This window comes from Jeotgalibaca sp. A127 (assembly GCF_052266745.1).
Classification (GTDB): Bacteria; Bacillota; Bacilli; order Lactobacillales; family Aerococcaceae; genus Jeotgalibaca.
On record NZ_JBQPRC010000002.1, the window covers coordinates 68,082 to 91,707 of the forward strand.

The window sequence follows — 23,626 nt, forward strand, 5'->3', positions numbered from 1 at the left end:
ATACTATCCCCATACTTCCTCGGCAATCTCTTTAACCAGTTTGATTTTCGCCCATTGTTCTGCTTCTGTCAGGGAGTTTCCTTCTTCGGTAGAAGAGAAACCACATTGCGTTGACAAACATAGGTTTTCCAAAGGTACGAATTGACTTGCTTCCTTGATGCGGGCGATGACATCTGCCTTGTTTTCCAGTTCCGGTGATTTGGATGTGATCAATCCAAGCACGACTTTTTTGCCAGGCGTTACTTTTGCCAAAGGTTCAAACCCACCGGCACGGTCGGAATCGAATTCCAGGTAGTAAGCATGCACATTTTCCTGATCAAACAACGGTGTTGCGACAGAAGTGTACGCACCGGATGCAAACCAAGTTGAACGGTAATTTCCACGGCAAACGTGGGTAACGATATTCATGCCTTCCGGTTTTCCGTCAATCGCCGCATTATTTGCGCGCACATATAAATCTTTCAAATAAACCAGTTCTTCTTCGGTCAACTGATGGCCGTCATAGAATTCACCGCCGATTAAGCGTCCCCACGTACAGTCGTCAAATTGAACCGTGCGGCAACCAGCAGCGTATAAGTCGTTGAGAACGGTATGGTAGGCAGCAGCCAAGTCTTCTACCAAATCATCGATTTCCGGGTAGACAGCATTTGTAAATTCAAGGTTGGATTTACGCAAGGATTCCTGTACGAATTGAGCGGGAGCCGGTACTGTTTGACGCGCCTCGATTCCTTCGGGAGTATTAGCGATCAAGAATTTATAGTGTTCCACAAATGGATGGTTTTCACCAGTAATCTTGCCGTGGATGCGCGCTGTTTCAGAACGGGTATTCATCGCCGCAAACTTGTTGCCGCTCTCGTTGTATTCCTTCGCGATACCGTTCAATCCCCACATGAAATCGAAGTGCCACCACGAGCGACGATACTCGCCGTCAGTTACAGCCTTCAAACCGGCAGCCACTTGTTGCTGGATTAATTCTTTGATTGCTGCATCTTCCACAGCCGTTAATGCTTCTTTAGAAATTTTTTCTTCAGCGAACTCTTTCCGTGCTTGTTTCAACTTTTCCGGACGTAAGAAAGATCCGACGATATCATAGCGAAATGGTGATGTTTGAGTCATTTGAAATCCCCCTAATAATTTTTGATAGTAAAAAAATACCCATCCCTTTGCACATTAAATTAATGTACAAAGGGACGCGTATTTTGTCGTGTTACCACCCTCATTCATGCCATTTTCACAAATGACATCTCTGCAAGTTCTATAAATAAAACCCTGTACGGTAACGGGTACTGCCGTCCAGTCTGCGTGAACAAACTAAAAACTCCGAGTTCATTTTCATAGTTTCATGGGTATCCCTTCCCACCAGCCGGGACTCTCTTTGACGTATCGACTATGACACTTCTCTTCAACGTTGATTATTAAAATCGTATGAAAATAGCTTAACAGATTCTCATAAAAAGCGCAACAACATAAAACGACGATTAACTGGGTATCTACCCGAATCAATCGTCGTTTCAAAGCTAATTAACTTTCTTTTGAATAAAACAGGAAATCTTTCGGTACTTTTGAAGTATAGCGTTCCAGTTTTCCAGTCTTTGGATGAATAAAGGCAAGCGTCGAAGCGTGCAGTCCCAAACGTTTCAAAGGATTACGTTTTGCCCCATATTTTTTGTCACCGGCAACGGGATGCCCGATGGATTCCATGTGCACCCGAATCTGGTTTTTACGGCCCGTTTCCAGTTCGACTTCCAACAAAGTATGCTCTTTATTGCCACGGATTTTTTTCCAATGGGTAACGGCATATTTACCACCATTGTCATAATTATAGGAATGAACTTTCATGGCTTTACTTTCAGTTAACCAGGACTTGATTGTCCCTTCAGATTCCGTCACTTCACCTTCAACGAGTGCTGTATAGATGCGTTCCTTGACAATCGTATGCCAATCTTTCTGCAAAGCTTCCTTTACTTCTTCGGTTTTGGCATAAACCATAACCCCGGAAGTGTCGCGGTCCAAACGGTGGACGATAAAAATCCGGCTGTTTTTATTTGTTTCTTTTACATATTGCGTTAATTGCCGGTAAGCAGTCATCTCCGCTTGGTTGCGGTCGCCCATCGAAAGAATGCCGGCATCCTTGTGAATCACGATGATAGCGTCGTCCTCGTGCAGAATGTTGATGCCTTTCAATGCTGTTTTAGTCATGGCAGTTTTATTGCTCATCACGCTGACGGTTTGTCCGACCGCCAAAGGATGGTTATGTTGGGTCACTTTTTTTCCGTCGACTGCGACTTGGCCACGCGTTAAAATAGATTTCACCGCATTACGACCTAGATTGGGATGAATGGCGATTAAAAATGGCAAAAGGGTGGTTGATTCGGTAATTGTGTAGTCTGTTACGCCTGTTTTGATAAAAATCACTCTTTCCTAATTATGTTGTCACTGTAGTATAGCAGAAAATTTGGTATAATATGAGAGAAATGGAAGGTGCTAAGTATGGATAATAATGATCGTTTGACACGTTTGCGATATGCTCTGGATATCAAGGATAATGATGTGGTGGAAATTTTCCGCCTGGGTGGCGCAACGGTAACAAAAGAGCAAGTGCGTGCGATGACAACACGCGATAAAGATGGTAATTACGAAGAAGAATTGGATAACGAAAGATTTGAACGTTTTTTGAATGGCATGATAACCTCACAAAGGGGTGTGCGTGAAGGCGCCCCGGAACCAGAGTTGGAACTTCATTCAGGAAATGTTAATAATTTACTGTTGAAGAAAGTAAAAATTGCGTTGTCACTCACGGGTGACGATATGTTGGAAATAATGGATGATGCTGAGGCGCGTATTTCAAAAAGTGAATTGGGCGCTGTTTTACGAAAAGAAGGGCATCGAAATTATAAACCCTGTGGCAACCGCTATGTGCGCAACTTTTTAAAAGGTTTGGCGTTACGTTATCGCGGTTAAAACTTGGAAAATGTACTCCCCGAACTCTGGGGAGTATTTTTTAAATAAAAGCGTAATAAATGGCATGTAAGTGTAGGATTATAACAAAACAAAAGTGATCACGACATCATATATGCCTATACAAATAGAAAAGGAGTAATAAGATGTTAGAACCAAAAAAAAATGAAGTGATTATGCAACTTATTATGCATGGCGGCGATGCAAAAGGTAAAGCAATGGAAGCAATCGCAGCTGCTAAAGCGGGCGATTTTGAATCCGCTACCAACAAAATAAAAGAATCCGAAGCAGCGCTTGTAGCGGCCCATCACGCGCAAACCGGCTTGCTGACGCAAGAAGCATCCGGAGATCCAGTGGAAGTTTCATTATTACTGATTCATGGTCAAGACCATTTGATGACGGCCATTACGTTTAAGGACCTAGCAAAAGAAATTATTGAAGTTTACGAGAGAATGGAGAGCAAATAGCGGCTGCTAAAGCAATTATTTTAGTGACGCATCCGGGATGATGAAAGGCGAAAAAGTTCTAACGGAAGCCTTGGCTATGCTTGATTAGTAAATGAGAGAGGGTTTGGGGTAATTGTCCCGAACCCTTAATTTTTTGGTCGAAAAACGTCTGTTAGGCTCATTGGAAATGGCTAACCGTCGCCATTTCACTAAATAACGCCGATTAAGAAATTTTGTATGATCTGATCGGCGCTATTTTACGATTTCGCGACTATTAGCGCGGCAACGAAAATTTAATCGTCGTTTTTCGGTAAAATTGTCCAAACTGTTTTTTTCTATTGAAAACGGTATAATAAAACCAATACAAAGATGTGAGGAGTGGAGAAATGATAGTAGGTGCAATCGAGGCAGGTGGCACAAAGTTTGTGTGTGCAATCGGGGATAAAGACAATAAGGTTATTGAGCGTGTTTCTTTTCCGACAACCACCCCGGAAGAAACATTGGCACACGTCTTCAATTTTTTTGATAAATATGAAATCAACGCTATCGGAATCGGTTCATTCGGACCGATTGAAGTGAATCATGATTCTGACAAATATGGGTATATCCTGTCCACACCAAAATTAGCTTGGAAAGATTTCGATTTTATTGGTGCCATGAAAGACCGTTACAAGGTGCCTATGGGCTGGACAACCGATGTAAATGCGGCAGCATTGGGCGAATCGACTTTAGGTGCAGCCCAAGGGTTGGACAATATGATGTATCTAACCGTCGGAACCGGTGTTGGTGGCGGCGCAATACTAAACGGCCGGATTCTGGAAGGAATTGGTCACCCGGAAATGGGGCACTTGTTGGTGAAACCCCATGAAAATGATCACTATGCCGGCTCTTGTCCATACCACGGTAACTGTCTGGAAGGAATGGCAGCGGGACCATCAATCGATGGTCGCTTAAACAAAGCAGGGAAAGATGTTGATCCGCAAGACGAAGTATGGGATTTTATTGCCTATTATCTGGGTCAAGCGATTGTGGCATACACGGTCATGCTTCGTCCCGAACGCATCGTCATGGGCGGCGGCGTGATGAAAGTGCCCGGCCTTTTGGATAAAGTGAAAACCTCATTCGAGACACTATTAGGTGATTACGTCCCCGTTCCGCCTTTGGATGATTACCTTGTTTTACCAAAATTGGCAGACGATGCAGGCATTACCGGAGCCATCATCTTGGCCAATCAACAGCTTTAAGAGGGGGATTACAACCGTGACAAAATTAAATTGGGTCGTTTTAGGAACAGGAACAATCGCAAATGAATTTGCGACTCATTTCAAAGCAGAAAAAGCGGTGCTTTATGGTGTCGCATCACGTAGCCTGGAAAAATCAGAAGCCTTTGCGGAGAAATACGATATCCCGCACGCATACAGTTCTTACGCGGAAGCATTGGCTGATCAAAACGTTGAAGTGGTTTACATTGCTGTACCACATAGCCATCATTATCAGCTGATTAAAGCAGCCCTTAAAGCCGGCAAACACGTACTCTGTGAGAAAGTCATTACCGTTAATGGGGAGCAGTTGCGTGAAGTAACCCAACTTGCCGAAGAAAATCACTTATACTTGGCAGAAGCCATGACGATTTTCAATATGCCGCTGTATCGTACCTTGAAAGAATGGATCCGGGAAAACGACCTGGGACCACTGAAAATGATCCAAGCATCATTCGGCAGTTTCAAGGACACTGATCCATCCGTTTACTATTTCAACAAAGCCCTTGCTGGCGGTGCCCTTTTCGATATCGGTACGTATGCGTTATCGTTCGTTCGTCATTTCCTATCCAGCAAGCCAACCGAAATCCTGACCCTCGGAAATCTGCACGAATCCGGCGTGGACGAATCATCCGCCATCATTTTAAGAAACGAAGAACAGGAACTAGCGACCGTTTCGCTCACATTCCGGGCAAAGATGCCCAAACAAGGCGTGGTCGCATTTGAAAAAGGCTTCCTGACGATCATGGACTATCCCCGTCCCACTCAAGCAACGTTTACGAGTTATGATGGCAAACACCAAACCATCGAGGCGGGAGATACCGTGCAGGCACTTAACTACGAAGTGGCCAACTTTACCGACATGATTCTTGGGAAAAAAGAAAACAAAACCCTCCCATTGACTATGGATGTCGTCGAAATTATGGACACCGTACGAAAAGAGTGGGGTTTGGAATACCCATTTGAATAAGGGTGATTACTCACGGGCATATTTTGCTCTGAGTAATCACTTTTTTTACTATTACTTGAAGATGGAAGTTCCAACCCCTCTTTTTTGAATTTTAGATTTATTCCAATGACATTGCCGGGCGTAAACAACACCAAATAACCAAGAACCCAAAAAAGAGGCTGCGGGAATCATCCCACAGCCTCATCTAAATATCAGTTTTACATACCTAAATCTTTTTTCATTCTTTCCAATTCATCTTCAACCGCTGCCGATGTTTGGGAAGCATATTTCTCTTCCAAAGCTTTCGCTTCGTCTAATGGCTCGGAATTGAGTTCAGACATGGCGTTGGCTTCATCCAGCATACGAGTAGCTTTGTCTTCCATTCGCTTGAATGATCCCATTGCGCTTTCGGAACGTGTGACATTTTCGGAAACATCGTTCAATTTCTCTTGTGCTTTGGCAACAGACATCTTGCCTTTAATCATGTCACGACGTTGGCGAAGGGTATTGATGTCTTTTGCCAATTTGTCATGCATTTGGCGCATCTTAACGGCATTCTCATGAGCAGAAGCATAACTTGATGCTAGACCTGCACCCACGCTTTCGATTTCTTGTTTTTTGGATAAGAAAATACGTGCGTCGTCTTCATTGCCAGCTTCCAAAGCTTTCTTGGCAAGTTCTTCATATTTTCTAACTTCTGCTTCATTTTGGTCGACTTCACGTTTCGCACGTGCTTCTTCCGCCATGACACCAGCAGTATCGTGTTTAACTTCCGCTAAATCTTCCATCATATCACGGAGATATTGGTCGATCATTTTCTCTGGGTCTTCCATTCGATCGATAACAGCATTCACGTTTGCACTGATAATATCTGAAAAGCGTCCTAAAATTGACATAATTTTATTCCTCCTAAAATTTATCTTTTTATTATTCTTTATCTTCATATTTCTTGGCCAACTCATCTGCTTCGGAATCTTTGCCAAATGTTTCAATTGGCGTCTTCAGAAGGTCCTCTGTTCGTTTTGCTTCAATTGCTTCTTGTTCCTTGCGTTTCCGCCACCATAGGAACAAGATACCGGCTAATCCCACAAGCCCCAGTACAATCAGCACCGGAATCCAAGGTGAAGTAGTTACTTCCATTATCCGATCTGCCGCGTCCTTGAAGGAATTACTGAAGAACTGTTCATCCGTTAAGTTACCATCATAGTAATTACGATCGATATAATCGAGCAGTATGGTTCCGGCTTCAGAATCAATAACCTGATTAGCCTGCGTTCCTGTTACATAATAGGTAATATACTGGTTTGGTATTCCTTCATAAAATACAAACAGTAAGTGCGCTTCATCGGCAAACAACTCGTCGTATTTTTCATTGGCAAATGCCTCGACTTGATCCATGCTGGCAGTTTGGGAACCATTTATTTCATCTGTAATATACAAATGAGGTTGAACGCCCGTTTTCTCGTAGAAATGTCTTAAACCATCTACTAGTTGTGCGTCATTAGTGATCCAACCAGCATCATCCGTGAAATAGGCTGTTTCGTTGACGGACCCGGCAGGTAAGGGTTCTCTCTCAACTGTGGATGGTGCAACTGATGAACCACCACCACCTACATTAGCCAAGAAGAAAAAGATTACTGCCAAGACGCTCAGAACAATAGCCAGAGTTCCACATCCCGGCGCACAACCGCCACCACCAGGGGAACGGTTTGGACCACGATTGGAATAGCGTCTGCCACCCGTGTTTATGAAGATGGGTCCTGTCCCGAATGGTCGGCCCCAAGAGCCACCGCCACCCCAGGAACTACCGCCTCGATTGCCACCTGAGCCACCAAACGATCCGCCGCCACGGCCGCCCCAACTGCTGCGTCCGCCGCCACCACGGTTTCCACCGAATGAACCACCGCCACCACGGAAGCCGCCACCGCCGCCTCCAAATGAGCCGCCGCCACCGCCACCGCCGCCTCCTCTACCCATAGACATCCCTCTTTCCATTCTCTTTTCCGGTCAAAATGTCTTTCGTAACTTCAATATAGCATAAGCAAAACCTGGGTGCAATTTTGAACCCATGGAAAATAAAACGTTTACTAAAATATTATTAAACAAAAAATTATATTTAGATAATAGATTTGGTGTACAATAAAAGACGGATGTAAGGCTGTTTTTGATTTGGCGGAGACCAATCTGAAAGGTGAGAAAATATGTTAGAGTTAAAAAACATTACCAAAGAGTACCGAACGGGAGACCAAGTTGTCCAAGCTCTTAAAGGCATCAATTTGAAATTCCGCAGTAATGAATTCGTTTCAATATTGGGTCAAAGTGGATCCGGTAAAACAACGATGTTGAATATTATCGGAGGATTGGACCGCTACACACATGGCGACTTGTTGATTAATGGTCGTTCGACCAAAGAATATAAAGACCGTGACTGGGATACGTACCGAAATCATTCGGTTGGCTTCATTTTCCAAAGCTACAACTTGATTCCTCACCAAAGCGTTTTGTCAAACGTTGAACTGGCTTTGACTTTGTCCGGTGTTTCGAAAGAAGAACGTCGCAAACGTGCCCAGGATGTTTTGGAAAAAGTTGGCTTGAAAGACCACGTCACTAAACGTCCCAATCAACTGTCCGGTGGTCAAATGCAGCGGGTCGCGATTGCCCGGGCTTTAATAAATGATCCAGAAATCCTTTTGGCTGATGAACCAACGGGAGCCTTGGATTCGGAAACAAGCGTACAAATTATGGCATTGTTACAGGAAATTGCTTCTGACCGCCTTGTAATCATGGTTACGCATAACCCGCAGTTGGCTGAAGATTACTCAACTCGGATTATCAAGGTATTGGATGGAGAAGTTCTGTCCGATTCTAATCCGGCGAGTGAGACGGAAATTCGTGATAGTAAAATTCTCAAGAACGATAAAACATTCATGTCCTTCTTTACGGCTTTAAGTTTAAGTTTCAATAACTTGTTGACGAAAAAAGGGCGGACGCTACTGACTGCATTTGCCGGTAGTATCGGGATTATCGGGATTGCCTTGATTATGTCCCTATCGAACGGAGTCCAAAACTATATCGCGCGTATTGAAGAGGACACCTTATCTTCCTATCCACTGACGATTGAAGAATCAACATTGGATATGGGAATGATTATTGGTGCTTTGATGGGTGTTAATACGGAGGATTTGGATGAAGTTCCAGAAGGTGAAGTTGCTGCAACGCCCATAATGACTGACGTGATGGATACTTTGGCAAGCCGCAAAGACTCCAATAACTTGACTGCCTTCAAAGAATTTTTGGAAGAAGACGCAGGTGTTAAAGCGAATATCAATGCGATTCAATACAGTTATAATATTCCGATTAATATTTATAACGCAGAGGGTGTGGATGGTGTCGTTCAAGTAAATCCTTCCAACGTCATGAACGCGATCGGGATGGGGCAGACCATGGATGCTCAATCTTCAAATCCACTACAAAATGCAATGGGTGGCGGAGCAATGGTGGGACCTGCGGGTGTGGATTCCTGGAAAGAATTACTGGACAATCAACCCTTATTGGAGAGCCAGTACGATACGGTATCCGGTCGTTGGCCCGAAGATTACAATGAAGTTATCTTGATTGTGGACGAGAACAATCGGGTGAGCGATTATATGTTATATTCCCTCGGTTTGTTGAGCCAGGAAGAACTGGGCGAAAGCTTCCAGTCCGTATTGAAAGGGGAAGACCATGAACTGCCTGATATTCCCACTTATACAAATGAAGAATTACTTGATATGACGTTCAAATTGGTCATCAACACCGATTTGTATGAAAAAGAAAATGGCATTTGGATGGACCGTAGTGATGATCAGGCATTTATTGATGAAGTTGTCGCAAATAGTGAAGATGTTACAGTGGTAGGGATTATGCGTCCTAACCCAGAAGCTGTGACAACAAGTGAAACGGGTTCAATCGGATACACAAGCAAACTGAAAGAACATATCATGGCATCGGTTAATGATTCTGAAATAGTTCAGGAACAAATGAATAATCCAGAGACAAACATTTTCACGGGCATGGCTTTCCCGGAAAATACCAATGAAGAATTTGATTTCGCAGCCCTGTCAGATGAAGAACGTGCCTATATGGCGACTCTTTCCGAAGAGGATTTAGCTGAATTGTTGAATGCTTACCAAGACAACTACAGTACGACGTATGAATCGAACCTGCAAACATTGGCTGCAGTGGATGAAGAAAAACCTAGCGCCATTAATATTTACGCAAAAGATTTCGAAACAAAGGATAATTTAGAAACGATTATTTCTGATTACAACCAACGTGAAACCGAAGCGGGTCGTGATGAGAACGTAATTACTTATAACGACTTGGTTGGAACGATCATGTCTTCCGTAACATCCATCATCAACATTATCAGTTATGTGTTGATTGCCTTTGTTGGCGTATCCTTAGTGGTTTCTTCCATCATGATTGGTATTATCACCTACATCTCTGTATTGGAACGTACCAAAGAAATCGGAATTCTCCGTAGTGTAGGGGCATCCAAACGTGATATTTCCCGCGTTTTTAATGCTGAAACGTTCATTATCGGTTTGTTCTCCGGCTTATTAGGTATTGGAATCACAGCGCTCTTGAATATTCCAATCAGCTTGATAATCAAAAATATGACAGACATTTCCGGAATTTCATCCTTACCGATTGAAGGAGCAGTATTCCTGGTCCTTGTCAGTTTAGTATTGACCGTCATCGCGGGCTTGATCCCGGCAAAAATGGCTGCCAAGAAAGACCCGGTAGAAGCTTTACGATCTGAATAATAAATATTGGACACCGTCACTCTAGCTAGTGGCGGTTTTTTTTCGTAAAATAGAGACGAAGATACAAAGGATGTGACAAGTTGAAACCACAAATTTTACAGTTGATGCCGAATACGGCTGATGAGAAACGATGGGTAGCTGAAATCACGGGTGAAGACCCGACCTTTAAATTGAAGCGTGATTTCCAACCGGATAGTCCAGAAGGCGTTTGGGAAATATATGATGGTTGGTATCAAATCCACGGCCAGGCACAAGGTGTTTCGCCGTTTAACAAAGAATATGTGCACGTGAAAGATGGTCGCATGCTGCGCCATTTAAATTTTCGCTTTGTCCTGGCACACTTGGATGAAATTAAAGCCGCCGAGCCGGAACGAATGGAACGGATGCGGAAACAAATCTATGCGATGCTGGATGAAATCAAACGCGAAGCCCCATACCAACCTGTCGAAGAAGCAATGGAACGACAAAAAGAAGACTGTGATATGACTGATGAACCTGACCAACTTTTGGGGGCTATAACCATTTTGAAAAAACGGAAAGAAGCCATGATTAAAGAGTATCAGGAATTGTTTGCGAATTATCAGGAGTGGTAAGGGAGGGGTATATTTGGAAAAGGTACTTGCGGAACGTTTGCAGAGGCAATTGTTAGCAAAGAAACATTTCCAGTCACCTGAAGAAACGGTTCGCTGGATGCTGGCAGTCCAGGGACAAGACTATCATCCAGCATTATGGGCGATAGCGATGCGGACGCCGGGTGTCACTAAAAAAGACCTCGAACAAGCAGTCGCTGATATGAAAATCGTTCGGTCTTGGACCATGCGCCATACCATTCATTTTGTGGCGATAGAAGTCTTAACCTGGATGATGGAACTATCCCGGGACCGTATGCTAAAACGGTATAAAAACCATATGCTAAAAGAAACGGATCTTGACACAAAAGACCTGGAACAAGCCCTGCTTATTATTGAAGCAGCCTTGAAAGGCAAAAAACTCATACCTCGCCCCGAACTCCGGGAGATACTCGAAGAAGCCACTGTCGATACGAAAGGGCAACGGTACTACCATATACTCTGGTATGCCGCTCAAAAGGGCATTATTTTCATCGGTCCCATGGCAGGAAAACAACAGACACTGGGGTTGGTATCCGAGTGGGCTCCACCCAGTCCTTTCACGACACGAGAAGAAGCCTTGAAAGAACTGGCCAGCCGTTATTTGGCCAGTCATGGACCTGCCACCCCAAAAGACTTGGCGTGGTGGGCCGGGTTGAGCGTAGGAGAGGCCAAAAAAGCTATGGAAATGGCGACTGTCACGGTTGATCCCGTAATGGAAGCTTTCGAACCATCACTTCATCTCCTACCAACTTTGGATGAATTCCTGATTGGCTACCAAGACCGAACGGCTTCTCTTACAGAGGCAATGCGCATACAACTCGACCCCTTGAAACGAGGTATCTATCGCCCGCTGTTGTTTAACGGCAAAGTGGTGGGGAGTTGGAAGCCTATCGTTAAAGGAGAAAAGGTAACCTTATCCTACACCATCCACCCCAACGTCCAAATTCCCCAAACGTTGCTGATAAAACAAGCAAAAGCCTATGCCACTTTTTTTGGCCACCATTTTGAGGGGGTAGAACAGGTTTCTGAATTTCAAATGCGGCGTTAAGCAGGAAAATCATCTGGGAACGCCGCATTTTTCGCTAAAAAGCGGCGTTGCGCGCGCGGAAAAAATTTAATCGCCGCACCTCGGTACCCGGAAACGCAAAAAACGCGAACGCAAGGAAAAATCCATTGGCGTTCACGCTATTTTATAGATGGGCCGTACTGGGTTCGAACCAGTGACCTCTTCCTTGTCGAGGAAGCATTCTCCCACTGAACTAACGGCCCGTTATAGGGGTAACATATTTATTATACGATGTTACCGGTGATAAAGTCAATGATGAAACCAAACGTTGCTATGCTCGGAAAAATCGCTATAATTAATAGAGTTGAACAGAATCGAGGAGGTAGGAAATGGGTAAAATAGGATTTGATTCAAAGAAGTACATCGAAGAACAAACGCGCTATATTTCAGAGCGTGTGAATCACTACGATAAGCTATATCTAGAATTCGGTGGGAAATTAATTGGCGACAAGCATGCAAAAAGGGTCCTACCTGGTTTCGATGAAGATGCGAAAATCAAAATTTTACAACGCTTGGCAGACAAATCGGAAATCGTGATTTGTGTTTATGCCGGCGATATTGAACGTAATAAAATTCGTGGTGACTACGGAATTACTTATGATATGGAAGTCTTTCGTTTAATCGATGAATTTCGGGAATATGGCCTGTCCGTCAACAGCGTCGTAATCACGCGCTATCATGGTCAACCAAGCACAAAAGTATTCATTAATAAACTCGAAAAACGCGATATCAAAGTTTACACCCATAAAAATATCGAAGGTTATCCTTCAGATGTGGAAATGATCGTAAGCGAAGAAGGATTCGGGTCAAATTCATATATTGAAACAACCAAACCAATCGTCGTAATGACGGCACCGGGTGGCGGTAGCGGCAAATTGGCGACATGTCTGAACCAGTTGTATCATGAAAATCAAATGGGTCGTTCGGCAGGATATTCAAAATTTGAAACTTTCCCCGTTTGGAATGTTCCTTTAAAACATCCGTTGAACATGGCTTATGAAGCAGCAACAGTTGACTTGAAAGACGTTAACATGATTGATAACTTCCATTTTGAAAAATACCATGAAGTGGCGGTCAACTATAACCGTGATATCGAAATCTTCCCGGTTATCAAACGGATTATCGAAAAAATCACGCAAAAAGAATCGGTATACCAATCCCCAACCGATATGGGCGTAAATCGGGTTGGATTTGGGATTGTGGATGACGAAGTCGTTCGTGAAGCATCCAAACAAGAAATGATTCGCAGAAGTTTTGGCGTGGAATGTGACTACAAAAAAGGGCTGTTAAGCGAGGATATTGTTTATCGCATGAAAATTTTGTTGGACGAAGCGGATTTGACACACACGGATCGTCTCTCGGTCCAACCAGCACGTGATTATGCCGATAAGTGTCGTCAACGTGCTGAAACCAATGAAACGCAAGCTGTGATGGCATTTGAACTGAACGATGGGCGCATCGTAACCGGACGAACATCCAACTTAATGGATTCCTCCTCGGCAGCTATTTTGAACTCCATTAAATTTTTGGCCAATGTGGCCGATGAAATTCCATTGCTGTCCTTGACGATTTTGGAAACCATTCAAAAAACAAAAGCAGACGTCCTGCATAACCGTCGTCCAATCTTGAATGCGAATGAAATTTTGATTGCCTTGGCAATTAGTGCGGTAACGAACCCGACAGCGCAACTGTGCTACAACAAGTTATCCGAATTGGAAGGTGTTCAGGCCCATTCGACGGTAATGTTGAAGAAAGACGATGAACAAATTCTGCGGAATTTGGGAATCGATATTACCAGTGATGCACAATATCCATCCGAAAACCTTTATTATATTTAAACGAAACGGGAGTGCTGTCAGGAGCGCTCCGTTTTCTGTTATAATGAGGTGAACTAATATTAGAAGAGGTGTCGTATGACCTTATCATTTGAAGAGAAAAAAAGAATTTTTGATAGCTACGCGGAACTGGAATCAGCACCGGTTTCTTTAAAAAGATTGAATTATCATTTTAAAGGAAGTGCGGTTGCTAAAACAGTAGTCGTACGTAATTTGCATCCAAACGGCAACGCTTTGATTTACGCGGGTTATTTGCCAAAAGAAGAAACACAAAAAGGGTACGTTTCGGTTTTGGAAGAGGATGAAGCGGGCCTTCGTGAGTGGGTAGACAAAGCGATTGCACATTTGAAAAAAACCGAGGATGGCTACGAGGATGGCTATTATGAATTATGGTTTGACGCGAATGGCGAAGCCTTGCGTTTGACTTACGAAAACCCTATTTGGTCGGTATTGTTGGCAGACGGACAAGTAGAAGGAATATTTAAAACGAAAGAAGCAGGCGAAGGCTACCTGCACGATGAAGGTTTTCAGAAAGGTTAGGCAATGGCACAAGGTAGAAAAAAGAAAGATGAAGTAGACGTTAACTTGAAAGTGATATCGAGCGTGCTGGCGGTGGCTGCCTCGTTCTTTATTCTTATGACACAACCTTTACCGGTTATCCAGGAATTTGTAGAATCCATTTTGATGACCCAAACGATTCCAGATTCAGAATTGGCGTATTTGGAATATGACGGGATTAACCAGGTAGTTGAAGTAAACGATAACGTGCCGGAATTCAGTGAGGACGAATTATCATTGGTGGACGGCAGCTGGCAATCCTTTACGGAACTGGATTACTTTAACCGGGTTGGTCCCGCTCATGCTATGCTTGGGACCGACTTATTTCCGACCGAGGAACGTGAGGGTTTGTATATCGACCCAACTGGCTGGAAGCAAAAGAAGTTGGATAATGGGCAATGGTTATATAATCGCAGTCACTTAATCGGTTTTCAGTTGACCGGAGAAAATAATAATATCCGTAACTTGATGACGGGGACACGCAGTTTGAATAATCCGAATATGTTACGCTTTGAAAATGATATTGCGTATTATTTGAAACAAACGAATAACCATGTGCGTTATATGGTGCGACCGATTTTCCGCGATGAGGAAAAAGTGGCACGTGGGGTACAATTGATGGCGCAGTCGGTTGAAGATGATGGTTTGCGTTTTAATGTTTATATTTTTAACGTTCAAGACGGTTACGAAATCAATTATAGTGATGGAACAAGTAGAAAAATGGTAAAATAGAAGCAGAAGAAGTGTCAGTGGAGGGGAGGAATCTGAATGAGTCTAAAACTACGTCCGAGAACGAAGCTTGGTAAAATATCCGCATGGGGAATCATTTATTTCATTTTAACCTGGGTTTCGGCGGCTCTTTTACAGCCGCGATTCGGCGGTGAAACAGGGAACCCGAATACATTTGACTGGTTCATGATTTTTTTCACGCTGACGGGAATGCTTGGTGCTTTTATCAGTTTGGTAGGTAGCCTGATTGCAATTGTTTGGCGTGAGGATCGTTCGTTATTGGGAATTTTGGCTTTTGTCATCTCTATACCGATTGCTGTATTGTTGGCAGGATTTTTATTGGGAGGTTTCATCGGGTAAAAATAAGGAGGAAGTAACATGCATAAAATCGTTCCAAGTTTGTGGTACGACACTGAGGCAAAAGAAGCTGTCAATTTTTATGTTTCCTTGTTTGATGATTCAGAAATAACCTGGTCCACGGTGGTTGAAGACACACCATCAGGGGACAGTGAGCAATTTGGTTTTAAGTTAGCCGGACTTGATTTTGTAGCTATTTCCGCAGGTCCTTTTTTCAAATTAAATCCTTCAATTTCTTTGATGGTGTTTTGTGATACGGTAGAGGAAATGGATGCTTTGTGGGAGCGGCTGATTGATGGCGGCTTTGCGTTAATGGAATTGGATAAGTACCCATTCAGTGAAAGATTTGGTTGGGTGCAGGACCGCTTTTGGCTTACTTGGCAACTCATGTACGATACGAATGCAAGCGAGATGCGACAGAAAATTTATCCTGCATTGATGTATATCAATGAACAGTATGGACATGCCGAAGAGGCGATTAATCACTATCTGGATGTATTCAAGCATTCTGAAATGCTTGAGATTTATCGCAATCCAGCGGGACTTCCAACTGAAAAAGAAGGTACGGTGATGTTTTCCAAACAACTGTACGAGGATGTCGCTTTCGTCATAAGCGAAAACAGTGTGGCCCACAATTTTAATTTTAACGAAGCATTTTCTTTTATCGTGTATTGCGACACGCAAGAGGAAATTGATTATTACTGGGAGAAATTGACCGCCGTACCTGAATCCGAGGTATGTGGCTGGTTGAAAGATAAATTTGGTGTCTCTTGGCAAATCGTTCCGCGTGAACTCGACGAAATGATGCTGACAAAAGACGCGGAGGCGAAAAAACGTGTAGTCGCGGCGTTCCTGGAAATGAAGAAGTTGGATATTGCAGCCTTACGTGAGGCTTTTAAAGGATAAAAAACTGGTGCGCCTCAATGGGTGCACCAGTTTTTTGTCGTTCTCGCGATGATTTTGATTAATTAAACCATTTGGTCCGCAAAATTAGGTTGAAATGGTTTAATAATTGTTAATTAAACCATTTGTGGTGAAAATTTATGTCGAAATGGTTTTATTCTGGTTAATTAAACCATTTGCGGTAAAAATTTCAGTTAAAATGGTTTAATTCGTTAAAAAGCCTTGGTTCTATCCCAACAGCAATTCGTCCGCATCCATGATTTCTATTTTTTTGTTCGAAATTTGCTTGATCAATCCGCGATCTTCCAACGATCCCAATTTCCGGCTAATGGTTTCCGGTGTCGTTCCCAGGAATGAAGCCAAGTCTTTTTTTGACATTGGCAAGTTTACAACGCTTGAACCTTCTTCCATCAATTCAACCAGGAACATGGCTAACCGCACTTCCACTTTTTCCGTTGCCACAATCGTAGTTTGGCGTTCGGACTGTTCCAGCCTCCTTGAAAATTCTTCCATGATTTTCAAGGAAATAGCAGGGTAATTTGCCAATAGCGGTTGTAAATCATCTTTGGTAATCACACAAACTGCGGTATCACGGGTAGCTTCAGCAAACGAGTCGTGAACGGAGGAACGGAACAATGCCATTTCTCCAGTGAAATCACCCGGTCCCAAGAAACGGACGAGTTGCTCTTTCCCATTTTCCGTCAAGCGATAAATCCTTACCAAGCCCTTATGGACGATATATAAAGAATCCGATTCTTCTTGGGGTTGATAGATAAATTCACCTTTTTTGAAGTGCCGAGTGTGCGCTGTCTTAGAAATTTCATCCATCTGCTCAACTTCCAGGTGGTTAAAAATCGGTACAAGCGAGACACAAGAATGAACGTAACCAGGTTGATTATTAGGCACCCATTTCACACCTTTCCAAATTAGTTCAGTTTCACTGCAGTCCCACTACACGTGACCATAATCATTCCATTATCAGCACCAAGTGTTTCATAGTCCATTTTTACGCCAATGACCGCATCGGCACCCAACTGAAGGGCACGGTTTTCCATTTCGTTTAACGCTTGATCGCGCGCCACGACAATTTCCTCTTCATAGCCTTGTGAACGGCCGCCGAAAAAGTTGCGCATGCCTGCACCGATATCTTTCATAAAATTAATCCCGGAAATAACTTCGCCAAAAACAACATCTTCGTAGGACACGATTGTTCTACCTTCAATACTACTCGTAGTTGTGATAATCATCAAAAATGCCTCCTTGTGTTTTGTTGTATCTGAAAAAATTATACCATATCATTCCAACTTGTTCGCTTGACAAACAAGAACGCTTGTTCGTATAATTGAAACAAAGAAACGGGGTGCGGAAAATGGAAGATACATGGTACTTGAAAGGGCAGGTAGAAAAGATTAAAATTTTGAAGTTGGATGAGATGCCACTAGTGCGTTTTACTTTGAACGGTGAGCGTGATACCAAGGAAAATTGTCTGATCAAAAATCATTCACTCAACTTTCTTTTCCACGTCACCGAGGGCAAAACAGTTGTCATTTATGGCAAACGTAATAAAAAAAATCAATTCGTGGTCCAAAAATACCACGTTAACTGAAAGGACAGAGGGACTGTGAATTATCGTCAGGCAATCATGGATTATGAACCTTATAATGAACAAGAACGGACAGACAAGGCCCGCATGCTCGAATATATCGATACTTTCCAGGATATATTGACGCGCAATAATGATGCTGCACATTTTACGGCATCCGCTTGGGTGGTTAATGAAGATTTCACCAAAACAGTCATGGTGTATCACAATATCTACGACTCCTGGTCTTGGGTGGGCGGCCATGTTGATGGCGACGACAACTTTCTTCGCGTCGCACTTAAAGAAGTCGAAGAGGAAACCGGCCTACAGAACATTACTCCCGTCAGTGAAAATATTTATGCCATCGAAATTCTCGATGTTCCCGCTCATGTGAAAAAAGGGAAAAAGATCCGCACGCACCTTCATTTGAACGTGACCTACTTACTCCAAGCATCCGAAACTGACACACTCGCCATCAAACCCGATGAGAACAGCGCAGTGGCCTGGATGGAATTGGATGAAGCGGTGGCCCGGACCACAGAACCGGAGATGAAACCCATCTACCAAAAGCTGAATGACAAATTACCAAAAAACGGACAATCTTAATCGATTGTCCGTTTCTCTTCTTCAATATTAATAATGTTTTCGATATTTTGTACCCATTCCAATGTTCCCATATAAGTGCCATCGTCATCACGCACAGCCGCGTAGCTGACCATCACATAGGTGTCGCGGGCACGGAACCAGAGCGTTTCGCTATCCTTGGCCCCAGCCTTGAAGTCCGCAATCAGTTTGCGCACGATAGGCTGACTTTTCGGTGGATGGCAATTATAAACTTCCCGCCCAATGGCATTTTTAGTACGCGGAAAGAGCTTACGTTCCGGACCATCATTGAAGTATTTTACGATATCATTTTCATCAATAAATGTTAATTCCAATGGTTGTAAATCCAGGATTTTTTTCAGTTCTTTCTGAGTCAAGACACCAAGTCCTAGATCGATATTACCGGATTCAATGGATGCCTCCACTTTTTCGCGTTTTGGTATCCATTTCTGTTCAGGTTTGACGATGCAGAAACCAATTTCTTCAGACTCGTCCGCGATGGAAATCCAGTCATCTTCATTGAAGAAGGGGATTATCATGGGCAACATAATTTCTTCTTCTTTTACAATCATTTCTTCCACTTCATATTTAACGGGTTCGAAATCAAGACCCTCACGTTCATCATTTTCAATACGGGTACGAAAATCCTTGATTAATTCACGAATTTCATCATCCACGCCCCACATAACTTTCGGTGGAGCCGTCATCCCGTAACGTTCCATAATCGGAAAGTAGGAGTTCTCCTTGCGCGCATAGTGTTTGTCAATTTCCCAGAGCATATCGAGTTGCATCAACAAACCTTTTTTTAATTGCGCATCTGGTTCTTCTAGATAAGCGGCCAACAGATTAACGATCTTATCCATTGTACTTTCAAGGGCCAAGTTCTCTTCTTTCAGTACACGGATCGGGTGTCCGGGGCTGTCATGGCCTTCACCTTGTTGATAGACGGCTTCAATGGAGCCGTTGAAAAGGGAAGCATGCACATTACACAAACGCATAATTTCTTCCGCTTCAATCCCTTCGCCCATCAAACGACGTTCCATGACTGAGATTTCAAACGCACTCACATTTCCGAAGTGTTCCTTGAATTCTTGTTTGATGACGTCTGGATTTTCATCGGCATGCAAACGCAAAATTAAATCCTTTAAAATGGCTTGGCGATCTTCGAAATCTTTTGAACGTTTATTTTTCAAATCTTCAATCACAGACTGTCCTCCTTAACGGTAAAACCGTTTGCCTGAAGGGTCGCTACAATGGTTTCGTAGGAAATCCCAAATTGCTTGGCAGCTTTTCCCAAAGTCATCATTCTTCCTGCAGTCTGTAACATTTTATCATCACGTAACGGTGCAAATCCCAAACCCACAATAACTTCGCGTACTTCAGGATTATTGGTTACTGTTTCATAGACTGTATCTTTCAAACTGATTTCTTTCATTCCTTCACCTCGCCTAAAATACTAAACAATTAACTATTTAAAATCAAGCTGTTCCAGAATTTCTTCATCTGTTATCTGCCCGAATTCTTTGTAATACGCTCCTACTGAACCAAGATAAGCGCGTGTGCGTTCGATAGCGACGACTTCATCTACTTCCTTCTCGAGTTGTTCCGCCATTCGTTCCGGTACAACTGGGATGGCAACGATGATCCGATTCGGATTATCTTTCTTGACGTCATCGATGGCCGCCAACATGGTAAAGCCCGTGGCGATACCGTCATCGACTATAATAGCGGTCTTGCCACTGACAGAAACTTCTTTCGCACCATATTTATGGCGTCGTCTTTTAATTTCATTTCTCAAGCGTGCTTCTTCATTTTCCAGCCAGGTATCATCGACCTTTGCGATTTCCAGCTGATTATAGAAAGCTTTCCCATTTTCTGAGATAGCACCAATTGCGTATTCGGGATTAAAGGGGTGGCCGATTTTACGTGTTATAATCAAATCCAAAGGGGCATTCAGACGTTTCGCTACTGCGACTCCTAGGGGAACGCCCCCTCTAGGCAAAGTAAAAACAACGACTTCTTGGTCTTGATAATCAAGCAACATTTCCGCAAGCTGCATCCCAGCATCTTCACGATTTTTGAACATGATAACGACTCCTTTCCGACTTAAATAAAACGCTTTCTTACACCTTAATAATAGCACGAAACGAAAAAAATCCCAAAGCCTATAATAAAACAGAATTTTTGAACTGCTTCATTTGCCTGGAAATTTGTGAATATAAGCATGTAAACGGGAAATCAACTGCAGAATATGTTAAAATAAGAGGCGATAATTGAAACAGAAATTTTAAATTTAGATACAGAATATATGAAAGGAGGCCAATTTGTGGAATCGACTTTTAAAGAAAATGACGCTATTACAATGGATGGGATGACCGTCGAATCAATGGAATCCCGTTTGCGTGGGATGGAATATAATATCAAAAATAATATGGCGCTGAGTAGCGTGCCTATTTTACGTGAAGCGTATCAGGCTTATCCCGATCACCCACAAGTTAACTACTTGTTGGCCTTGAATTATTTCAAGAGTCATGATTACAAAAAGGCAATGGCCTTTGCTCAAAAAGCAGTTGAAGCAGAACCGGAAAGGGATAATTATCTGGTATTATTGGCGCAATTATACCTTGATTTGAAGTTACCTAAAGAAGCAGAACATTATGCTGCCCGCGCTCACGAGGCGGATAGTAGCAACTGGGAAGCAGCAAAAATATTGTCTGAGATGGCATTTGGCCGCAATCAACTGGAAAAGGCACTGACCTTGACCGAGGAAATATTGAAAGAACGACCAAAAACCTATACGTCTCATCGCTTGAAAACCAAGATTTTACTGCAAAAAGAAGCGCCACTCGATACGATTTTGGAATCCATCACAACTTCGGAAAAATATGGCTATGATGATGACATTGAATACGACCGTGTTTATGCTTACTATATTCATGGCGATTTCGAAGAATGCCGAAAAATATTCGAATATTTGAAACAAACCCGCCCATTGTCGCATAGCACAGCCAAAGTGGCCTCCTTGATTGAAAGCATGCAACCGAAAAAAAGTCGCCGGTCAAATGAAGCCGACTTCTTCGGTTTTGAACCGGCCCAGCCTTATAATCAAAAAACAAGACGATCCCTGGACGATGCTTTGGAAGAGTTGAATCAATTGATTGGTTTGGACGAAGTAAAACGTGAAGTGAATCGCATCGTCAAATTGGTTGAGTATGAGAAACGTCGTTCCTATATGCTCTCCATTGAAAAGAGTCTGCAGCCAAGCTATCATTTTGCCTTTTCCGGAAATCCGGGGACGGGGAAGACGACAGTTGCCCGCATCATCGGTGATATTTTCACAGCCTTGGGTATTTTGGAAACCGGGCAGTTGGTGGAAGTGGATCGCTCGGACTTGGTTGGCGGCTACATGGGACAAACGGCACAAAAGACGCGTGAAGTGATTGAATCGGCCAAAGGTGGGGTTCTTTTCATAGATGAAGCTTACGCTTTGACGCCTGCCAAAAATGATCAGTCCGACTACGGTTCGGAAGCGCTGGAAGTGTTGATCAAGGCGATGGAGGACTACCGTAATGATTTTATCGTCATTTTGGCGGGTTACGACGAAGGGATGAAAGATCTGTTGAAATCGAATCCCGGTCTATCGAGTCGGATCAACATGCAAGTGAATTTCGATGATTTTTCTGATTTTGAGTTATTGGAAATCGCCAAGCAACAAGCGGAAGCGAACCATTATACATTGACGGAAAACGGGGAGAAAGCTTTCTTGGTGAAAATTAATCAAGAAAAAGTGTTGCCCCAGTTTGCGAATGCACGTGCGGTTCGTAATATCATGGAAGCTGCGATGCGCGAACGGGCTTTCCGTTTGAGCGAAGAGGTACTGACGGAGGAAGATTTGGTCATTTTGGAGCCATTGGACTTTGGAATTGATCCGGCGCAGCTGTTCGGCGACGACATCAAGGATTTGATGGGTCAGTTAGAAGAATTGATTGGGCTGGATAACGTCAAGGAACAGGTTAAATCCATTACCAACTATGTGCGTGCAGAAAAACGCCGCGAGGAAAAAGGGTATGCGATGACCGATTTGTCGCTACACATGGTGTTCACTGGAAAACCAGGTACCGGTAAGACGACTATCGCCCGTTTGATCAGTAAAATCCTGAAATCGATTGGCGTTTTGAAGCGGGGTCATATGATTGAAGTGACACGCGACGATTTGGTCGGTCAATACGTCGGCCAGACGGGTCCCAAGACACTTGAAAAAATCAAGGAAGCCTACGGTGGCGTGTTATTCATCGACGAGGCCTACTCACTTTATTCAGGATCGCAAAATGATTTCGGTTATGAAGCAATCAGTACCCTGATTAAGGAAATGGAAGATAACCGCGACAAGCTGGTGGTAATCATGGCTGGTTACCCGGACGAAATGGAACGGATGCTCAGTATGAACGCCGGAATCCGCAGTCGAGTCGCCTACACGATTGATTTCCATGATTATAGTAGCTCCGAGTTGGTGGAGATTTTCCGGGCTGGTGCCAAGAAGCAAGGATTTGTGTTGCCGGATGAAACAGTGGCGAAATTGCAGGAAGTTTTCGAAGCAGCCTATGCAAAACGCGACCGCCATTTCGGAAATGCCCGTGCAGCGCGCAGTTTGTTTGAGCAAACGAAGCTGCAACAGAGTAATCGCCTGGCATTGGATGAAGAGGCAGACCTCTTTATCATTTTGCCGGAAGATATCAAGGAAATATAAATATGAAACGGACATAACTTTAGGGGTGCCCCGGGTTATGTCCGTTTTTGATTGGATTTGGACATAACTCAGGATAATCTCAGAGTTATGTCCATTTTGAAACGAAATCGGACATAACATAGTCGCGATTGAAAAGTTATGTCCACTCAACCCGCTTACTCAAATCCAAATTTCCGTCTGAGTAAGCGGGTTGGGTTCAAAAGTGATTACTCAAC

At 43.3% G+C, this 23,626-nt stretch carries 24 protein-coding genes and 1 tRNA gene; 15 read left to right on the forward strand and 10 right to left on the reverse strand.

Features of this window, described 5'->3' with window-relative positions; genetic code table 11:
- Nucleotides 1-3: 3 nt before the first annotated feature.
- Entirely contained in the window at nucleotides 4-1,116 is a 1,113-nt protein-coding gene (locus ACTVAI_RS02600; RefSeq protein ID WP_443472582.1) for a 5-methyltetrahydropteroyltriglutamate--homocysteine S-methyltransferase, read from the reverse strand.
- A 405-nt stretch (nucleotides 1,117-1,521) separates the two neighbouring features.
- Entirely contained in the window at nucleotides 1,522-2,415 is an 894-nt protein-coding gene (locus ACTVAI_RS02605) for an RluA family pseudouridine synthase (protein WP_443472581.1), read from the reverse strand.
- Nucleotides 2,416-2,490: 75 nt separating this feature from the next.
- On the opposite strand from ACTVAI_RS02605, the gene ACTVAI_RS02610 reads away from it, so the two are divergent.
- From ACTVAI_RS02610 to ACTVAI_RS02625, 4 genes are all read left to right on the forward strand, one after another.
- Nucleotides 2,491-2,961 (forward strand): DUF1456 family protein, encoded by a 471-nt coding sequence (locus ACTVAI_RS02610; RefSeq protein WP_443485811.1) that lies wholly within the window; start codon nucleotides 2,491-2,493, stop codon nucleotides 2,959-2,961.
- A 143-nt stretch (nucleotides 2,962-3,104) separates the two neighbouring features.
- Complete coding sequence (locus ACTVAI_RS02615) at nucleotides 3,105-3,425, forward strand: PTS lactose/cellobiose transporter subunit IIA (RefSeq protein WP_443485812.1); 321 nt, start codon at nucleotides 3,105-3,107, stop codon at nucleotides 3,423-3,425.
- Between the two features lie 365 nt (nucleotides 3,426-3,790).
- Nucleotides 3,791-4,648, forward strand: a complete 858-nt coding sequence (locus ACTVAI_RS02620) for an ROK family protein (protein WP_443485813.1) — start codon at nucleotides 3,791-3,793, stop codon at nucleotides 4,646-4,648.
- A gap of 16 nt (nucleotides 4,649-4,664) precedes the next feature.
- Complete coding sequence (locus ACTVAI_RS02625) at nucleotides 4,665-5,633, forward strand: Gfo/Idh/MocA family protein (RefSeq protein ID WP_443485814.1); 969 nt, start codon at nucleotides 4,665-4,667, stop codon at nucleotides 5,631-5,633.
- Nucleotides 5,634-5,830: 197 nt separating this feature from the next.
- Here the strand turns inward: ACTVAI_RS02625 and ACTVAI_RS02630 are convergent, their stop codons facing one another.
- Together ACTVAI_RS02630 and ACTVAI_RS02635 are read right to left on the reverse strand one after the other, a co-directional pair.
- The gene (locus ACTVAI_RS02630; protein WP_443472576.1) at nucleotides 5,831-6,508 is read right to left on the reverse strand and encodes a PspA/IM30 family protein; all 678 of its coding nucleotides are present in this window, start codon (nucleotides 6,506-6,508) and stop codon (nucleotides 5,831-5,833) included.
- A gap of 31 nt (nucleotides 6,509-6,539) precedes the next feature.
- Nucleotides 6,540-7,589 carry a hypothetical protein gene (locus ACTVAI_RS02635; RefSeq protein WP_443472575.1) on the reverse strand — a complete coding sequence of 350 codons (1,050 nt, stop codon included), beginning with the start codon at nucleotides 7,587-7,589 and terminating at the stop codon, nucleotides 6,540-6,542.
- Between the two features lie 224 nt (nucleotides 7,590-7,813).
- Here ACTVAI_RS02635 and ACTVAI_RS02640 point away from each other — a divergent pair, with 224 nt between their 5' ends.
- The 3 genes from ACTVAI_RS02640 to ACTVAI_RS02650 all read left to right on the forward strand — a co-directional run bounded on the left by ACTVAI_RS02640 (nucleotide 7,814) and on the right by ACTVAI_RS02650 (nucleotide 12,079).
- Nucleotides 7,814-10,420 (forward strand): ABC transporter ATP-binding protein/permease, encoded by a 2,607-nt coding sequence (locus ACTVAI_RS02640; protein ID WP_443485815.1) that lies wholly within the window; start codon nucleotides 7,814-7,816, stop codon nucleotides 10,418-10,420.
- Between the two features lie 80 nt (nucleotides 10,421-10,500).
- Nucleotides 10,501-11,013 carry a hypothetical protein gene (locus ACTVAI_RS02645; protein WP_443472573.1) on the forward strand — a complete coding sequence of 171 codons (513 nt, stop codon included), beginning with the start codon at nucleotides 10,501-10,503 and terminating at the stop codon, nucleotides 11,011-11,013.
- Between the two features lie 13 nt (nucleotides 11,014-11,026).
- Nucleotides 11,027-12,079, forward strand: a complete 1,053-nt coding sequence (locus ACTVAI_RS02650; protein ID WP_443485816.1) for a winged helix DNA-binding domain-containing protein — start codon at nucleotides 11,027-11,029, stop codon at nucleotides 12,077-12,079.
- Between the two features lie 149 nt (nucleotides 12,080-12,228).
- Here the strand turns inward: ACTVAI_RS02650 and ACTVAI_RS02655 are convergent.
- Nucleotides 12,229-12,300, reverse strand: a tRNA-Val gene (locus tag ACTVAI_RS02655).
- 126 nt (nucleotides 12,301-12,426) lie between these two features.
- On the opposite strand from ACTVAI_RS02655, the gene ACTVAI_RS02660 reads away from it, so the two are divergent.
- The 5 genes from ACTVAI_RS02660 to ACTVAI_RS02680 all read left to right on the forward strand — a co-directional run bounded on the left by ACTVAI_RS02660 (nucleotide 12,427) and on the right by ACTVAI_RS02680 (nucleotide 16,482).
- Entirely contained in the window at nucleotides 12,427-13,935 is a 1,509-nt protein-coding gene (locus tag ACTVAI_RS02660; RefSeq protein WP_443472571.1) for a DUF1846 domain-containing protein, read from the forward strand.
- A 75-nt stretch (nucleotides 13,936-14,010) separates the two neighbouring features.
- Nucleotides 14,011-14,472 (forward strand): hypothetical protein, encoded by a 462-nt coding sequence (locus ACTVAI_RS02665; protein ID WP_443472570.1) that lies wholly within the window; start codon nucleotides 14,011-14,013, stop codon nucleotides 14,470-14,472.
- Between the two features lie 3 nt (nucleotides 14,473-14,475).
- Nucleotides 14,476-15,222 (forward strand): DNA/RNA non-specific endonuclease, encoded by a 747-nt coding sequence (locus ACTVAI_RS02670; protein WP_443485817.1) that lies wholly within the window; start codon nucleotides 14,476-14,478, stop codon nucleotides 15,220-15,222.
- Between the two features lie 36 nt (nucleotides 15,223-15,258).
- The gene (locus ACTVAI_RS02675; protein ID WP_443485818.1) at nucleotides 15,259-15,579 is read left to right on the forward strand and encodes a hypothetical protein; all 321 of its coding nucleotides are present in this window, start codon (nucleotides 15,259-15,261) and stop codon (nucleotides 15,577-15,579) included.
- Nucleotides 15,580-15,597: 18 nt separating this feature from the next.
- Complete coding sequence (locus tag ACTVAI_RS02680; protein ID WP_443485819.1) at nucleotides 15,598-16,482, forward strand: VOC family protein; 885 nt, start codon at nucleotides 15,598-15,600, stop codon at nucleotides 16,480-16,482.
- A gap of 225 nt (nucleotides 16,483-16,707) precedes the next feature.
- Here the strand turns inward: ACTVAI_RS02680 and ACTVAI_RS02685 are convergent, their stop codons facing one another.
- Nucleotides 16,708-17,385: a Crp/Fnr family transcriptional regulator gene (locus ACTVAI_RS02685; RefSeq protein WP_443485820.1), complete on the reverse strand. Its 678-nt coding sequence runs from the start codon at nucleotides 17,383-17,385 to the stop codon at nucleotides 16,708-16,710.
- 20 nt (nucleotides 17,386-17,405) lie between these two features.
- A complete protein-coding gene (locus ACTVAI_RS02690) occupies nucleotides 17,406-17,726 on the reverse strand; it encodes a putative heavy metal-binding protein (RefSeq protein WP_443472565.1) in 321 nt (106 codons plus the stop codon).
- 122 nt (nucleotides 17,727-17,848) lie between these two features.
- On the opposite strand from ACTVAI_RS02690, the gene ACTVAI_RS02695 reads away from it, so the two are divergent.
- Both ACTVAI_RS02695 and ACTVAI_RS02700 read left to right on the forward strand, forming a co-directional pair.
- Complete coding sequence (locus tag ACTVAI_RS02695; RefSeq protein ID WP_443472564.1) at nucleotides 17,849-18,085, forward strand: hypothetical protein; 237 nt, start codon at nucleotides 17,849-17,851, stop codon at nucleotides 18,083-18,085.
- Between the two features lie 15 nt (nucleotides 18,086-18,100).
- Nucleotides 18,101-18,667, forward strand: coding sequence for an NUDIX hydrolase (locus tag ACTVAI_RS02700; RefSeq protein WP_443485821.1), 567 nt, complete (start codon nucleotides 18,101-18,103; stop codon nucleotides 18,665-18,667).
- Here the strand turns inward: ACTVAI_RS02700 and ACTVAI_RS02705 are convergent.
- The 3 genes from ACTVAI_RS02705 to ACTVAI_RS02715 are packed head-to-tail and all read right to left on the reverse strand — an operon-like array spanning nucleotide 18,664 to nucleotide 20,750.
- On the reverse strand, nucleotides 18,664-19,869 hold the full coding sequence (locus ACTVAI_RS02705; protein ID WP_443472562.1) for a DUF438 domain-containing protein: 1,206 nt from the start codon (nucleotides 19,867-19,869) through the stop codon (nucleotides 18,664-18,666). The two genes, ACTVAI_RS02700 and ACTVAI_RS02705, sit on opposite strands and share 4 nt — an antisense overlap.
- Nucleotides 19,866-20,099 carry a DUF1858 domain-containing protein gene (locus ACTVAI_RS02710; RefSeq protein WP_443472561.1) on the reverse strand — a complete coding sequence of 78 codons (234 nt, stop codon included), beginning with the start codon at nucleotides 20,097-20,099 and terminating at the stop codon, nucleotides 19,866-19,868. The genes ACTVAI_RS02705 and ACTVAI_RS02710 overlap by 4 nt, the downstream gene beginning before the upstream one ends.
- Nucleotides 20,100-20,132: 33 nt before the next feature.
- Nucleotides 20,133-20,750 (reverse strand): phosphoribosyltransferase, encoded by a 618-nt coding sequence (locus ACTVAI_RS02715; protein ID WP_443485822.1) that lies wholly within the window; start codon nucleotides 20,748-20,750, stop codon nucleotides 20,133-20,135.
- 240 nt (nucleotides 20,751-20,990) lie between these two features.
- Between ACTVAI_RS02715 and ACTVAI_RS02720 the strand changes: the two genes are divergently transcribed.
- Nucleotides 20,991-23,411, forward strand: coding sequence for an AAA family ATPase (locus tag ACTVAI_RS02720; protein ID WP_443472559.1), 2,421 nt, complete (start codon nucleotides 20,991-20,993; stop codon nucleotides 23,409-23,411).
- Nucleotides 23,412-23,626 lie beyond the last annotated feature (215 nt).